This window comes from Hymenobacter wooponensis, assembly GCF_004745865.1.
Lineage (GTDB): Bacteria > Bacteroidota > Bacteroidia > Cytophagales > Hymenobacteraceae > Hymenobacter > Hymenobacter wooponensis.
On sequence record NZ_SRKZ01000002.1, the window covers coordinates 473905 to 489743 of the forward strand.

Genomic DNA, 15839 nt, shown 5'->3' on the forward strand with positions numbered 1-15839 from the left:
TCGTGGGCTGGCGGCGGTATTGAATAGCGCGTCTTTGCAAGCGCCCATATTACCGCGTGCCCGACCGGATTTCCATCCGGCCGGGCTTCTACCTTTGCTCCTCCCCTAGCCTACCCCTACTTTGAAAGTCTCCGATTTCCTTCGTCTCTACCGTCTCGATACCGATGTCCAAATCTTGTCGGCCCGCTTGCACGGGGCGGCGAAGCCCGCTACTGCCGACTCCGACAAGGGCGCCGCGGAGCTGCGTCTGCGCCTGCGGGGCCTGATAGGCAGCCAGGATGCCGTAGTGGCAGCGGCGGTAGCGCACGGGGCGCTGTCGCATCTGTTTATTCTGCACGACAAGGAGGAGGCCGGCTACTTCATGGCCGACCTGCAGAACCTGCTCCCCGACGGGCCAGAAGTGCTGCTGTTCCCGAGCTCCTACAAGCACCCCTATAAGTTCGATGAGACGGAAAATGCCAACGTGCTCATGCGGGCCGAGGTACTCAACCGCCTCAACTCCGCCCGCCGCGACTCGGCTGCGGCCGCCGAGGCGCCGGCTTCGCCGCTGGCGGTGCTGGGTTCGGGCGAGGTGACAGAAACGCCCGAGGCCACCCCGCGGCAGGTGCCGGGCATGACGGGCGCGCTCATTGTAACCTACCCGGAGGCGCTGTTTGAGAAGGTAATCAACAAGAAAAGCCTAGTGGCCAACACCTTCCTGGTGAAGGTGGGCGACAAGCTCGACGTGAACTTCATCAGCGACATGCTGGCGGAGTATGACTTTGAGCGGACCGACTTTGTGTATGAGCCCGGGCAGTTTGCGGTGCGCGGGGGCATTGTGGACATCTTCAGCTACGCCAACGAGCTGCCTTACCGCATTGAGCTTTTCGGGGATGAGGTGGAAACCATCCGGACGTTTGACCCCGAGAGCCAGCTGTCGGTGGAGAAGCGCCAGCAGGTGAGCATCATCCCGAACGTGCAAACCAAGCTGCTGCAGGAAACCCGCGAGGCCTTCCTGGACTTCATTCCGAAGAATACCTGCATCTGGGCCAAGGACCTGCGCCAGACCCTGGATGTGGTGGACGAGTCCTTCGACCGGGCCGAGGCCAACTTTAAGGAGCTGTTGGAAGTAGCGGGCGGCACGCAGATAGTGAGCAAGCCCACCGACTTGTTTGAGTCGGGCAAGAGCTTCAAGAAGCTGCTCGACAACTTCGCGGTGGTGGAGTTTGGCAAGCGGTTTTACTATAAGACCGGCGAGGAGTTCCAGTTTACCAGCAAGCCCCAGCCCAGCTTCAACAAGGACTTCAACCGCATTGTCAAGAACCTGCACGATAATCAGCAGAAGGGCTACACCAACATTATTGCCGCCGAGCAGGTGCGCCAAGCCGACCGCCTCCGCACCATCTTCGATGAGCTCGACAACAACGTGCAGTTTCAGCACATGCTGCTAGGCCTGCGCGAGGGCTTCATTGACGAAAACCTGAAGCTGATTGTGTACACCGACCACCAGCTGTTTGAGCGCTTCTACCGGGCCCAGGAAACCCGGAAGTTCTCCAAGAAAAAGGCCCTGACCCTGAAGGAGCTGCGCACCCTGGTGCCCGGCGACTACGTGGTGCACCAAGACTATGGCATTGCGCGCTTCGCGGGCCTCACGCAGGTAGAAATCAACGACCGGCTGCAGGAGGCCATCCGGCTGGTGTACCGCGACGACGACGTGCTGACGGTCAGCATTCATGCTCTGCACAAGATTGCCAAGTACTCGGGAGCCGAGGGCACGCCGCCCACCATGAGCAAGCTGGGCTCGCCGGAGTGGGAGAACAAGAAGAAGTCGGTAAAGAAGAAGGTGAAGGACATTGCGGCCGAGCTGATTCGGCTGTATGCCAAGCGCAAAACCGCGCCCGGCCACGCCTTTGCCCACGACTCTTTTATGCAGGCTGAGCTGGAATCGTCGTTCATCTACGAGGACACGCCCGACCAGGCCAAGGCCACCGAGGACGTGAAGCGCGACATGGAGGTGCCCCACCCCATGGACCGCCTCGTGTGCGGTGATGTAGGCTTCGGCAAGACGGAAGTAGCTATTCGGGCGGCGTTTAAGGCCGTGGCCGATGGCAAGCAGGTGGCCGTGCTGGTGCCTACCACCATTCTGGCCATGCAGCACTACAAAACGTTCCGGGAGCGGCTCTCTAACCTGCCCGTGACGGTGGAGTACGTGAACCGCTTCAAAACCACCAAGCAGATCAAGGAAACCCTGGGCCGCGTGGCGGAGGGCAAAACCGATATTCTCATTGGCACGCACCGCCTCACCAACAAGGACGTGCAGTTCAAGGACCTAGGCCTGCTGGTGATTGACGAGGAGCAGAAGTTCGGGGTAAAAACCAAGGACAAGCTCAAGGAAATCAAGGTGAACGTGGACACGCTCACCCTCTCGGCTACGCCCATTCCGCGCACCCTGCACTTCTCGCTCATGGGCGCCCGCGACCTGAGCGTAATTGCCACGCCCCCACCCAACCGCCAGCCGGTGCAAACCGAGCTGCACGTGTTTGACGAGATGCTGGTGCGCGACACCGTTGCGCGCGAGCTGAAGCGGGGCGGGCAGGTGTTTTATGTGCACAACCGCGTGAAGGACATTGAGGAGCAGGCCAACATGATTCTGCGCCTGGTGCCCGATGCCCGCGTGACCTACGTGCACGGCCAGATGGACGGCGACCTGCTGGAAAAGCGCATGATGAAGTTTGTGGATGGCGACTACGACGTGCTGGTGGCCACTACCCTCATTGAGAGTGGCCTGGACATCCCGAATGCCAACACCATCATCATCAACCGGGCCCACATGCACGGCCTCTCTGACCTGCACCAGATGCGCGGGCGCGTAGGCCGCTCTAACAAAAAGGCCTACTGCTACCTGCTCACGCCCCCGGTGGCGGGCCTACCCAGTGATGCCCGCAAGCGCCTAAGTACCCTGGAGGAATTCTCGGACCTGGGCGCGGGCTTCAACGTGGCCATGCGCGACCTCGACATTCGGGGGGCGGGCAACCTGCTGGGCGGCGAGCAGTCGGGCTTTATCAACGACCTGGGCTTCGAGACCTACCATCAGATTCTGGACGAGGCGGTGACGGAGCTCAAGGAAACCGAGTTCCGCGACCTATTCCTCGGCGACCCTACCCAGCGCCTGCAGGAAGCCGCTGGCACGGGTGCCCCCAAGGAGTGCAACATTGAGACCGACTTGCAGGTGCTGATACCCGACCGCTACGTGACAAGCGTATCGGAGCGGCTGCAGCTGTATAGCAAGCTGGATAGGGCCAAGAACGCCGAGGAGCTGCGCAAGGTGCTCAACAGCATGACGGACCGCTTCGGGCCGCTGCCTGCCGAGGTGGAGCAGCTAGCCGACATTGTGCGCCTGCGCTGGCAGGCCTGCCACGCCGGCTTCGAGAAGCTGACGCTGAAGAAGAACCTGCTGAAAGGCTTCATCCCGGCCACCAACAACGAGCGGTACTTCCAGAGCAACACCTTCGGCAACATCCTCAGCTACGTGCAAACCCACCCTCGCTCAGCCTCCATGAAGGAGCGCAAGGAGCAGCTCATCATCAGCATCGAGGACGTGAAAAACGTGCAAGCCGCCCAACGGATTCTGAGTGAGTTGGGGAGTGAGGAGAAGGTAGGGGTGTAGAATAAGAATACTATAGTAAACTCGTACTAAAAGCCTACTTGTGAAAAAGTAGGCTTTTTTGTCTTTTCTGCGACTGATTCACCATAAGCTTATAGTATACTTGCATTCTTACTGGACTATTAATTTTTAGCACTTTATGTACATAGAATCACTTTACATCAAAAATTTTAGAAGCATAGATTACTTGCATTTAAAATTGACCAAAGGAAAGAATGTAGTTGTCGGAAAAAATAACGCAGGAAAAAGCAATATAGTAAAAGCATTAGACATCAGCTTTGGAAGTAAGAATCCTTTATACACTGATGTATCCTACACAGATTTTCACGAACATGAGCACGGCCCTTGTGAGGATTTTTGGATACTGAGCCAGTTACGCGAAACAGACATTAATGAGGAAGAGCTTGCCAAAATAAAGGGAGTATATAGAGGAAAGTTGAAGGCTACACCTTTCAGGATAAATGAAGGGCAAATTGACATAGTACAAGAGCATACTGTATTTGATCCAGATGCATATTATAATAACGACTATGCAAACAAAACATATTTTAAACCCAAAAGCAATCTACCAATTCTTATAGAATCAATTAAGAAGGCAAATAGCATAATGGTGTTATTCTACGCCAGATCTTGCAATGATTTGGATACATCTTATGAAAAAGAATACAGATTTTTCTATCAAGAAGCAGTAACAGAAGAGTCTGGCATACAGCAGAAAGATGCGCCTTGGTATGTAATATGGGCTATTTCACCAATATTCAGGGATGCACTTATAACAAGCGCTATTTTGCCTGCGTTTAGAGAACCAGCTAACCAACTCAAGCCAAGCAACTGGTCGTGGTATGGAAAACTATTAAAGAAAGTTTGGAACGAAAAAAAAGTTGACAAGCTAAATTCCGAAGATAACATAGAAAGTGTTTTAAAAGCAGCACTGAGCGTAGTAGAAAAAATAGGAAACAACGTATACAACGCCTTAGCAAGGGATATTAGCAAGAAAATAAATATAGCTTTTAGTGACCCCTCCATAAACTTTCAATATTTTCATGACCCAAAAGAAATTTACAAACAAGTACAAGTATTTGTTAATGATGGATTTAATTCAAATTTACAAAACAAAGGCTCAGGAATACAAAGTGCTGTAATAATTGGGTTATTTTCATATTACTGCACCTTATTCCATCAAAATACAACCATATTAGCAATTGAAGAGCCTGAGTTATATTTACACCCTCAGGCTAGGCGCGTAATATCAAATAGACTGAGTGAATTTGTAAATACAAACCCCGATAAACAGAACCAAGTAATTGTCATTACACATTCAACAGAATTTATCAAAGCAGGCGAATTAAACAACATTTCAGTTATAAAGAAAATAAATGGAAAAACTAAATCCAATTTCTTTAATATACAAAAAGAAAATAAAACTCAAATACAAACTCTATTAAGAAGCGAGAACAGCGAAATGTTTTTCGCAGATACAGTCATAATATGTGAAGGAGGCGAGAAATTTATTTTACCAACTATGGTAGATAAATTTGTAAAGAGCAGAGAATTGTTAGACGAATACAACATTACAATTGTCAGAGCCAACGGCAAAAACGACATATTTAGAATAGCAGATGCATTAAGAGAATGTGGAATACCGTACTATGCTTTAGCAGATCTAGATTTCCTTTTTGAAGGCCTAGATCACACACTACACCCAGATATCGGAAGTATAAGAAGCGATAAAACATCTATAATAGATGAATTAGAAAGCAAATACTTGCAAAAGAGATTACTAAATCCGGATAAGAGTATAGATGCTAAGTCATTTTGCCAGAAAATGGATGAAGTAGAATCAGACAACTCTAAACTATCTGAGTTATTAAACTTATGGGCATACCTAAGACCAAAAGTCAAGAAGAAAATAACCTTTAAAGATTTAGAGAATGAAAACAATTCTAACTTCCGGCAAAAGGTATACAAAGCAATAGATGATATATTCAATCAACATAATTTATATATTTTAAAAAGAGGAGAATTAGAAGACTATTTAACTCCTGAAGGACGTAAAGTTGACGGAACAAAAGAAACAAGATTACTAAACATAAAGCAACTTGTAGAAGAGGGGCATAGCATAGAAGAATACTTTTTAATGGATGAATTCAACTATTTTTTTTCAGTGTCGCTGAAAAGCTTCTTAGAAAGTGTTACTCCTTTGGTAGAGCCAGTTGAAGCCTTGATTGCACAAGCGCTTTTAGTTCCCGAATCTACTCCTCCTATGCCAAGGCCCCCATTATCAGAGCCATCAACACCCTCAACATAATTGCCCACTAGTGCTCTTACCTCTTTAGCAATATACTTCCATCATATTAAGTCTAACACTTGTAGAAGCAGCATAGCTTGTTCACAGTTTGGCATATGTGGTCAGACGCATGAATACATTGCCCGACCTACTAGTCGTTGTTTCCTAAAACCCACCACTGCGGCCACAGACGGTCCGATGGATCTGGCGTTATTACCTCGTCTGGGCTGCGGAGGTGGCCTAGAGGTAGGCGGCTACCACTCGGCTTTAAGCACCGACATGATAAGTTTATCATGGAATTGACCATGGCGCAGGCACGCTTCGCGCAGGCGACCTTCCAGCTTGAAGTCGGCCTTGGTGTGGGCTTTTACTCCGCCTATGTTGGGCTCCGAGACGGTGAGCATAATGCAGTGCAGGAAGTGGGGAGCTGCAACAGCGCGACGATGCTTGGCTGATGGCCGTAGATGCACAGTGGTTCTGGGCGTTGCGTATCTCCTGCCGGGTTTTGGCTTTGCCGTAAATCGAGAGGTGTTTATCGGACGATGTCGAAGACTACACGGCCTTCTCGGCCATGTCCAGGGCGGAACCCTTAGAGCGTGTTTGGGAAATGAAGAGGGCATAAAAGAAGCGAGTCAGTGAGTTGCGGCGGGAGTTGCTAGGCTTCCGTTCGCATAATGGTTGACGGCTATCAACCCTTTACTGACGCGCAGTGGCAAGTTATGGCGATAGAAGAATACACCTGGCCACGTTCAACTGGGTCGCCTTGCTTCTATAGCCGCCGGCAGTTGTGCTGAACGCCAAGCGCAACCATATCCTTTGGCTGACGGCTGCCGTTAATCCTCCACCCATCTTCCTCTTTATCTACTCGTTAATCGCCCTTATGAGCAAGCCCATTTCCCGCCGTATGCATGGCGCCCTCGACTATTCCGCCGCCCCCCTCGTCGCCGCCGCCCCAGCGCTCATCGGCTTTAGCGAAGACAAGACCCCGGCTACCTTAGGCTACGTGCTGGGCAGCGGCATCTTGGCCCTCACCGCCTTCACGCGCGCCGAGTGGGGCCTGGTAAAATCGGTTCCCTACAAAACCCACCTGGCCATCGATGTGGTGACGGCCCTCACCAGTTTAGGTGCGCCGTGGCTCCTAGGTTTTTCCAACAACAAAAAAGCACGCAACACCTTCTTGGCCATCGGCGCCACGCTGCTGACCACCGGCTTGCTCTCCGAGCGAGAGGAGATGCCGAAATACCGCTAATCGTCCGTTACTTGTTTTGGAAGAAGCCTTTCTGCGCAAACAGAAAGGCTTTTTTACGCGAAGAGGCCGTTTGGTTTTGGTAAAAGGCTCCTGACACGCTATGCTTCCGTAAGTTCAGCATGACCAATTTCAATAGCCCAAACACGCTCTTAATGGTGCGGAATACCCATTTCAGGCCGTTGGCCTTGGCTGGCACTTCCTAGAAGATGGGACTGGGGCCGGATTTGCCGGCGGCGCGGCTACGGTCCAGCTGCACGGTGCCTTCAGAGCTGGCAGCAGGTTTCGCTGGAGGGTTTGCGGTAGCCGGGTTCCTAGGGTACCGAGATAATGAATAGTTGACCTGCTCCAGCATTCGACTACGGGCGAGGCAATCTGATCAGCGAAACGCAAGCTACTGGCGGCTACCACTCGGCTTTCAGCACCGACATGATGAGCTTATCATGGAACTGCCCATGGCGCAGGCAGGCTTCGCGCAGGCGGCCCTCCACTTTAAACCCGGCCTTCTGGTAGGCCCGCACCCCGCCCACATTTGGCTCCGAGACGGTGAGCATGATGCGGTTGAGGTGGAGCTCGGTAAAGCCCAGAGCCAGCACTTGCTTTGTGACTTCGGTGCCCACGCCCCGGCCCCAGTGGGCTTTCTCCCCTATGAAGATGAAATACTCGCCCGATTGGTTGAGCCGGGAAATGCCGGAGATTCCCGCGTAGCCGAGTAGCTCCTGGGTATCGGTGGTGAAGATGCCCCGGTTGAGGCTGCTCTCGTCGCGGAGGGTGCGGGCAAACCAGGCGTCAATCTGGGCCTCCGTGGTCATGGTCTGGAACGCCGACAGGGAATACTCGATGACTTCGGGGTCTTTGATCCACTTATAGAAGTGGCCTACGTGTTCGGGTTGCAGGGGGGCTAGCGTTATCATACAAGGCCGTTTTGAGCGAAGGTAACGGCCCCTGGTTCAGCGCTAGTGGCCTAGACTGGGCGCAGCAGCCTGGGCGTAGCCTCTTGGCGACCCTTCCCTGGAGCTTAACTAACTAAATTTCAGCTTTTTCATGTAGCCGCAATCCGCTCACCAACTCACTTCGTAGCTTTTTTTCATCACGGATTTATCTCACCTAAACTCCTTAAAATGAAAAACAGGTTCTACTTCGGCCAGCTAGTGGCTACTGCCGGGCTCTTCTGTGCGTTGGTGGGTTGCGAGAAAGCAACGGACGATGCTATGGCTCCGGCCGGCAGCGAGGGCATCAGCGACGTGAAACGGGCCGACCTGCCCTTCCGCTTCTACGCCTTGGCGGAAGGCCTGCGGCTCGATGCATTTGAGGGTTCAGATCCCGACCGGGTGGTTAACTCAGCCGCCATTACGGGGTTGCAGAGCGGAGAGAGGATTCTGGCTATTGACTTCCGCCCCGCCACGGGCCAGCTCTACGGGCTGGGGAGCAGCAGCCGCATCTACGTGATAAACCCCACGACCGGCGCGGCGCGGGCCATTGGCAGCCAGCCCTTTAGCCCCGCCCTTACCGGCTCAATAGCGGGCTTCGACTTCAACCCCACCGTAGACCGCATTCGGGTGGTGACGGATGCCGGGCAAAACCTGCGCCTGAACCCCGAAACCGGCACTGTGGCCGCCGTAGATGGCACCATTAAGGGAGCGGACGGGGCCCGGCTGTCGGGGGCGGCGTACACCAACAACGTAGCCGGCGCCACCACCACTACGCTCTACGATATTGATATTGCCTCGCAGAAGCTCTATAAGCAAATGCCCCCCAACGATGGCGTTCTGGTAGAAGTAGGCGACCTGAAGATCAAGGTAACCGGCAACGGCGGCTTCGACATTGTACCCGGCACCGACCTGGCGCTAGGCCTGTTTGAGGTCAACAAGAAGCCTACCCTCTTCCAGGTAGACCTGACCACGGGCGCGGCCCGCATTCTGGCCAAGTACGATAAGGACGAGCAGTACACCGGCCTGGCCATCCCGACCCAGCCAGTGGCCTACGCCGTGAATGCCAGCAACCAACTCCTGATCTTCAACCCCACTACCCCCGGCACCTCCATTGCCAAGCCCATTACTGGCCTAGGTAGCGGCGAAACCGTAGTTGGGCTTGATTTCCGGCCCGTAAATGGGCAGCTGTACGCCGTGACCAGCGCCAGCCGCCTGTTTACGCTAAACGCTTCTTCGGGCGCCGCCACGCTGGTAGCCACCATCAGTATGCCGCTGCAGGGCACTTCCTTTGGGGTTGACTTTAACCCGGCGGTAGACCGCATTCGGGTGGTCAGCAACACGGGCCAGAACCTGCGCATCAACCCCACCGACGGGGTAGCGCTTAAAGATGGCAACCTCAACCCCGGCATGCCCGCCGTTACCGGCGCGGCCTACTCCAACAACGTACCGGGCACCGCCACCACTACCCTTTTTGATATTGATGTAGCCAGCGACAAGCTGTTCCGGCAGATGCCGCCCAACGACGGCACGCTACTGGAAGTGGGCGCGCTAGGCGTGAATGCGGAGGCTTCCACTGGCTTTGACATCGGGGGGGCCAGCAATGCAGCCTATGCCCTGCTGGAAGTAGCGGGCCGCACCGGCCTCTACCGCATTAATACCACCACCGGCAGCGCCCAGCGCCTCGGCGACTTCACCGGCCGCGTTTCCGGGTTTACTATTGGTTTAGGCTTTTAGGCTCTAGCCTGCCGTACCGCGCAGCCGCTCCTGGTGCCCACATGGGTGCCGGGAGCGGCTTTGCTTTGGTAGTTGCGGCCAGAGGTAATGAGGCCGTGCAGTATGCTCAGCTGGAAGTGAGTGGCCTAGAAGGGATACAAGGCACTATTACTCCTGAACATGATGCTTCATTTGGCGTCCGCTTATCGGGGCACTTCTGCAAGCTGACGTGGGAACAAGGTAGAGACGCCACACTTGGCGTCTCAGCGTTGAGCGACTGGCCGAGAACCGCAGCCTAAACAACATCAGCATACGCCGAGACGCCAAGTGTGGCGTCTCTACATCGTTCGGGCGTCAACACGCTAGAGGCTTTGCATCCGGCTTAGCAAGGTGGGCTTTGAGGTTGTAGCTTCTAGGCCCGTATTGCCAGGCTATTTCAGCGCCTTGGCATCATAAACTATTTGGCCGCCCATGATGGTGAGGATGCTGGTAGTGGCGGGCAGGGCGGGCGGCGGCACCGCGAAAATATCCTGGGAGAGCACCGCTACATCGGCTAACTGACCTACGGCGAGGCGCCCTTTATCTCGCTCCGCGAATTCGGCGAAGGCCGAGCCGTACGTGTAGGCCTGCACTGCCTGCGGGCGGGTGAGGGCCTCGGCGGGGTTGCTGGGGGCCAGGCTGGCCAGCATAATGTTGAGAAAGGGATTAAGCGGCCCATCGGAGCCGAGGGCCAGCGGTACGCCGGCCGTTAGAAAGGAGCGCATCGGCTGCATACCTGTGCCCCAGCGCTGATGAAACAGGGCTGGCTCGCTGAAATGAATGGGGTTTTGCACCACTACCACGCCCAGCTTCTTGGCCCGAGGCAGCAGGTCGGCCACTACACCGTCGCCGTGCTCAATGCGCACGCGCCGGGCGGGCCAACTGGCGGCGGGGCCGTTACGCTCCAGGGCCTGCAGCACTACGGCGGCGCTTTGGTCGCCAGCGCAGTGCACCAGCAGCTGCTGGTGCAGGTCAAGCGACTCCTGCACCATGCGCGCCACCTCGGCCTCGGAGAAGTTTAGCTTGCCAGTCCAGCCGGGGCGGTCTTGGTAGGGCTGGCGCAGGGCGGCACCCCGCTCGTAGGGCGTGCCATCGAGCACCCACTTGATGCCGCTGGCCTTCACCTTGGCATTAGGCGCGGCCGGGGGCGGGAGCTGGCGCGCTTCGGACAGGTCGCGCTGCTGGGGCGTGGTGGGCGAGAACGGGATGGCGCGCACCCGGATGGGAAGATTGGCCTGGCCTAGCACGCGCACGAAGCGCGCAAACGGCATGAAGGAAAACAGCTGCACCGAGGTAATCCCCATCCGAACTGCCTCGGCCGCCATCTGTCGCAGCCCTCTAATTACGGTAGAGTCGGGCACCTGGGCCGCTAGCGTGCGGCTGGGTTGCCACTGGGCATACTCCCAGAAGCGCCCATTGAGCTGCCCGGAGCTGGTGTGCTCAAAGTGGCCGCCCAGGGGGTCGGGCTGCTGCTCCTGAATAGTGAGCTTGGCTAGGCCTAGGGAGTTGGCAATGTAGCCATGCCCGTAGTAGGCGCGCAGCAGCACGGGGTGGCGAGGCGCCAGCTGGTCAAGGGCGGCGCGGGTTACCTGCTCATTGAGCACTACCGTGGCGCCCACCGAACCGAACACCCAGGTACCGGCAGGGGCTTGTTGCACGGCGCTACTAAGGGCCTGGGTGGTTTCCTCCCAGGTGGGCTCCATGGTTTTAAACGTGAGGTGCACGCCGGCGGGCTCAGGGCTGAAGTGGTTGTGGGCATCATTAAAGCCCGGCGTAACAGTGCGGCCCTGCACATCAATCCGGCGCGTGTTGGGGCCAACCAGCTTACTGACTTCCGCCGTGGTGCCCACCGCCACAATCCGCTCCCCCCGAATGGCCAACGCCTGGGCCGTAGGTCGGGTGGCATCAGAGGTAAACAGCTGACCGTTCAGCAATACGATGTCGGCGGGCTGCTGCCCCACGGCCGCCGGGCCTAGTAGCCACCACCCTACAATCAGCAGAATCCTTTTCATGCGCGCCCAGCTATCTGCCCCACCAAATATGGAACAGTTTGAATATAGCTAAAAGCCAGGAAACTACCAGAGGCCTACACGCATCCTCTTCACCTACAAGAGGCAAACCAGCAACCTCTTAGCTCTTATGAGCTGCTAGACGTATGGGGGTTATTGGGCTTCCCGCATGAGCACGGCCACTGGGGCGGTACCAGAGAGCAGGGTGAGCTGATTGTCGGTGCTGAGCTGGTAGGTAAGGCCTGGCGTGTTAAGAACCGTCATCACCTGCTGCTCTACATTTGGGCCCACGCAGGCCATACGCGTTGAGCCCACCTGGTTAAAGGTGAGCGTGTTGCCGGTGGCGGTATAGCTGCCCATGAGGCGGTTGCAGCTGGTAGAGCCCGAGAGCCGGCCGGTAGCCGAATCAAAAATCAGGTGGGCCGCCCGGTCTGGCTCGCCCGCGGGCACGGCAGTACCGTTGAGCGTGGTTATCAGCCAGCGGCCGTTGAGCTGGGCGGGGTCGGGGGCTACAGCAGACATAGCAACATCGGATGGGGTGGTGCCGGTGGCTTCAGTGGCTTTCTGGCTGCAGCTACCTAAGGCCAGCCCCAGGCTCAGCAACACCGACGGAAATACAAACAAACGATTCATGCGCGGAAGGAAATGGAAAGAGAATACACCCCACCAGGAAGAGCCTACTCAGCGGCACCCAGCCCCCAACATGAGAGGAGCTGAGCACAAGCGGGCTAGGCCCATTCTGCTGCCGGGGTAGCACAACAGTTACTGGGGGTATACTAATTATGTGCCAGCATGTTCTGAGCTTGCCTACGTCCTCGTTCCTAACGCTTCTGACGAATGCAGTTACAGGCTGCTCTTTAGGCCCCACAATGGTAGCGTTCAGCTCGTTTTTGCGTTACTTTCTTTTCTATTGCTCTTCTATTCGCATACAATAGCTTTATTCTATGACCCGATTTCTGCTGGCGGCTTTGCTCCTGCTTACCCACACAGTGCTTGCCCAACACAAGATTAGTGGCCTACTAGATGCGGAGTACGAGGCAGGCCACTTCAACGGAGCCGCACTGGTGGTGAACAACGGGAAAGTAGTGGTCAGGGCCAGCAAAGGCTACGCAAACCTGCAGTTTGGAGTGCCCATCACGCAGAGCACCCGCTTCCCAATTGCTTCCATGACCAAGACTTTCACGGCTATTCTGGTCTTGCAGCTGGTGGAGCAGTCCCGGCTTCGGCTGGATGATAAAGCAGCGCAGTACGTTCCGGAGCTGCCGCCCGCGTGCCAGAGTATTACTATTCTGGAGCTGCTGACGCACTATTCTGGGTTGCAGAACGAGCCCATACTGGCCTACAAAGCGCGCTACTCTCCCACTGAGTACGTGCAGAAGTTTGTGGCGCGGCCCCAGCCCCCAAAAGCCCCGGCCTTTAACTATACTAACGTCGATTATGTGCTGCTCACGCGGGTGCTGGAGGTAGTCACGCAAAAGCCATTCGCGGTACTGCTGCAGGAGCGCATTTTTTCCCCGCTAGCCATGCACGACTCTGGCCTCATCCGCGAAGCCGTGGTGACGCCTAACTTGGCCTACGGCTACCACAACTACAAATTTGGGGCAGGCAGCAAAACCGACACCATCTTCAATGACGCCCCCATTTACCTCTCCAATTATGCAGGTGCCGGGGCCATTTACTCTACTCCCGAGGATGTGTATAAGCTGGTGCAGGGCCTAAAAGCGCACAAGCTGCTCTCGGCCAGTACCACCACTTACCTCACCAAACCGCAAAAGCCCACCTACATCGACGGCATTCGCGGCTACCCCACTTTAGGCTTCTACTTTAACGATAAAACTTTCCTACGCCCTTGCTAGAGCGCCGCGGCAGCATCAACGGGTTTAACTCGGTGCTGCTCACAGACCCAGAGTTTCGGAAGGTCGTCATCCTGCTCACCAACACCGATACGGGCGACCTGGAGCTCATCGGCGACAAGCTCTACCGCGAACTGCAGTAGGCCAGTTGCGCCCCAACTACGCCCAGAACCAGAGCCCTTGAGAGTGGCCTATTGGCCTAGCAAGATCAGCCCATCCTATCGAGCTAATGAAGACATCTTGAGGGCAGAGGCTGACCCTACCTATGTTACTTGTATAAATCAAAAAGTCCCGCCAAATCTGGCGGGGCTTTTTGTTGGCAGAGTAGCCTAGGCCACTGAAGCGCAGTTACTAGAAACCGCTCACGTTCAAACGGCCACCCGTTACGCACTTACCCGACAGCGAAGCGGTAGGCGTAGCGCTGCTCAGAATGGCGTTTTTGATGATGGCGGCCGTGGAGCCGGGGTGCAGTGAGGCATACAGAGCTACAGCGCCCGTTACGTGCGGCGTAGCCATGGAGGTGCCGTTGTACGACTCGTAGATGTTGTACGCGGTGCTCGACCAGATGCCCGAACCGGGGGCGCCAATATCAACGGTGGTAGCGCCGTAGTTAGAGAAGCTCGACTTAGCGCCGGTGGAGGTAATGGCTGCCACGGCAATAACGTTGGGCAGGTCCAGGTTAGATGGGTAGCTGGCTACGGCATCATTATTATCACCTACACCGTCGCTGCCGCCGTTGCCGGCCGCGGCCACGAACAGGATGTTCTGGGTGTTAGCACGATTTACGGCATCATAGAGTGCTTGCGAGAAGCCGCCGCCACCCCACGAGTTGTTGCTAGCCACGATGTTCAGGCCGTGCCGGGTTTTCAGGTCGTTGAGGTAGTCAACGGCTTTCACGGCGTTGGCTGTGGTGCCGCCCCGCTTGCCCAAGAACTTGGTAGAGATGATGGTGATGTTCCAGTTCATACCGGCCACACCTTGGTTGTTGTTGGCTTTGGCGCCAATGGTGCCCGCCACGTGCGTGCCGTGGTCGTCGGAGCTGCCGCGGGTGGTACCGTCGTAGATGGTGTTGTCGTTGCCGTCGAAGTCCCAGCCGTGGATGTCGTCGATGTAGCCGTTGCCGTCGTTGTCGATACCGTCGGCGGGGTCGAAGGGGTTAGTCCATATCTGGCCGGCTAGGTCAGGGTGGTCGAACTGCACACCTTCGTCCACAATGCCTACTAGCACGCTGGCCGAGCCGGTTTTGCCCGCGGCCCAGGCCGTAGAAGCCTGGCTACCGTACTGGTTGGCGGCATCCATGCCCCAGAGGGAGTTGTTAGCCACGTACGTGTCGTTGGTGGCGGCCGTGTGGGTATAGATGTAGTTGGGCTCGGCGTACTCCACCTCTAGGCCACCTTTCATCTTGCTAAGGGCCTCTATGGCAGCCATGGGCGTGTGCACCACCAGCAAGCCTTCCTTGTCGCCTTTCCGCTCCATGGCCTTGGTCAGAATCTTCTCCGACACCTTGCCGCCAATGCGGCTCAAGGCCTTCGACTTATCCTCGTCTGATAGGCCCGCCTTGAACTTGACCAGCAGCTCGTTGGCTACGTAGTCTTTCCCCGGCTCCCCGATGGCATTCGACGATTGACTTTGCGACAGGCTATCAGCTTCCGAACCATCAAAGCTTTTTTCGCAGCTGCTCAATGCCAGAACGGATACGAGGCCAGCGGCCAGCCAGGACTTGCCCGACAGAGGGGTTTTTTTTGACTTCATGAGCGTGTGTAGAAAATGGTTGTGTGGAAAAGAATGGTACTGCCGAATGCGCAAAGCACCCCGTCTTTGTGACGTTAAAACGGGAAGCACTTGCCCATTTTAGTGGCAGCGGGAAGTGTAAGTTTAGCGGGTTTTATAGGGGAGAGCCAGGAAACAACCATTGTATTTGTGACATAGAATATTGGGTATAATTTAGATTAACCTAGCAGAGCTATGGGCGAGGGTTTGCTTTTGAGAGCCCAAAAAGTCTTAGGCCTATATCCACCATTGGGTTCGTTTACAGTCAACCTTCTTGCTGCCTCTACTCGGCAAGCTCCACAGCTCCAGACTCGTATGAGGCACCGCAGCCAAGGTTACATTATCAT

The 15839-nt window shown here is 55.5% G+C and carries 11 protein-coding genes; 6 read left to right on the plus strand and 5 right to left on the minus strand.

Going from position 1 to position 15839, the window contains the following annotated elements:
• Window positions 1-121 precede the first annotated feature (121 nt).
• On the plus strand, window positions 122-3646 hold the full coding sequence (gene mfd, locus EU557_RS08210; protein WP_135529911.1) for a transcription-repair coupling factor: 3525 nt from the start codon (window positions 122-124) through the stop codon (window positions 3644-3646).
• A gap of 136 nt (window positions 3647-3782) precedes the next feature.
• Window positions 3783-5951 (plus strand): ATP-dependent nuclease, encoded by a 2169-nt coding sequence (locus tag EU557_RS08215; protein ID WP_135529912.1) that lies wholly within the window; start codon window positions 3783-3785, stop codon window positions 5949-5951.
• Between the two features lie 233 nt (window positions 5952-6184).
• On the opposite strand, the gene EU557_RS08220 is transcribed toward EU557_RS08215, so the two are convergent.
• On the minus strand, window positions 6185-6334 hold the full coding sequence (locus tag EU557_RS08220; RefSeq protein ID WP_135529913.1) for a GNAT family N-acetyltransferase: 150 nt from the start codon (window positions 6332-6334) through the stop codon (window positions 6185-6187).
• Window positions 6335-6717: 383 nt separating this feature from the next.
• On the opposite strand from EU557_RS08220, the gene EU557_RS08225 reads away from it, so the two are divergent.
• Entirely contained in the window at window positions 6718-7179 is a 462-nt protein-coding gene (locus EU557_RS08225; protein ID WP_167855127.1) for an SPW repeat domain-containing protein, read from the plus strand.
• 401 nt (window positions 7180-7580) lie between these two features.
• On the opposite strand, the gene EU557_RS08230 is transcribed toward EU557_RS08225, so the two are convergent.
• Window positions 7581-8090 carry a GNAT family N-acetyltransferase gene (locus EU557_RS08230; protein WP_135529915.1) on the minus strand — a complete coding sequence of 170 codons (510 nt, stop codon included), beginning with the start codon at window positions 8088-8090 and terminating at the stop codon, window positions 7581-7583.
• 207 nt (window positions 8091-8297) lie between these two features.
• Between EU557_RS08230 and EU557_RS08235 the strand changes: the two genes are divergently transcribed.
• Complete coding sequence (locus tag EU557_RS08235; RefSeq protein WP_245326202.1) at window positions 8298-9842, plus strand: DUF4394 domain-containing protein; 1545 nt, start codon at window positions 8298-8300, stop codon at window positions 9840-9842.
• A gap of 410 nt (window positions 9843-10252) precedes the next feature.
• Here the strand turns inward: EU557_RS08235 and EU557_RS08240 are convergent, their stop codons facing one another.
• Window positions 10253-11872, minus strand: coding sequence for an amidohydrolase (locus tag EU557_RS08240; RefSeq protein ID WP_135529916.1), 1620 nt, complete (start codon window positions 11870-11872; stop codon window positions 10253-10255).
• Between the two features lie 150 nt (window positions 11873-12022).
• Entirely contained in the window at window positions 12023-12502 is a 480-nt protein-coding gene (locus EU557_RS08245; RefSeq protein ID WP_210116009.1) for an META domain-containing protein, read from the minus strand.
• A gap of 311 nt (window positions 12503-12813) precedes the next feature.
• Here EU557_RS08245 and EU557_RS08250 point away from each other — a divergent pair, with 311 nt between their 5' ends.
• Both EU557_RS08250 and EU557_RS25425 read left to right on the plus strand, forming a co-directional pair.
• A complete protein-coding gene (locus EU557_RS08250) occupies window positions 12814-13725 on the plus strand; it encodes a serine hydrolase domain-containing protein (protein ID WP_135529917.1) in 912 nt (303 codons plus the stop codon).
• Window positions 13719-13865 carry a hypothetical protein gene (locus EU557_RS25425; protein WP_167855128.1) on the plus strand — a complete coding sequence of 49 codons (147 nt, stop codon included), beginning with the start codon at window positions 13719-13721 and terminating at the stop codon, window positions 13863-13865. Before EU557_RS08250 ends, EU557_RS25425 begins: the two co-directional genes overlap by 7 nt.
• A gap of 208 nt (window positions 13866-14073) precedes the next feature.
• Here the strand turns inward: EU557_RS25425 and EU557_RS08255 are convergent, their stop codons facing one another.
• On the minus strand, window positions 14074-15474 hold the full coding sequence (locus EU557_RS08255; protein ID WP_135529918.1) for a S8 family peptidase: 1401 nt from the start codon (window positions 15472-15474) through the stop codon (window positions 14074-14076).
• Window positions 15475-15839: the final 365 nt, after the last annotated feature.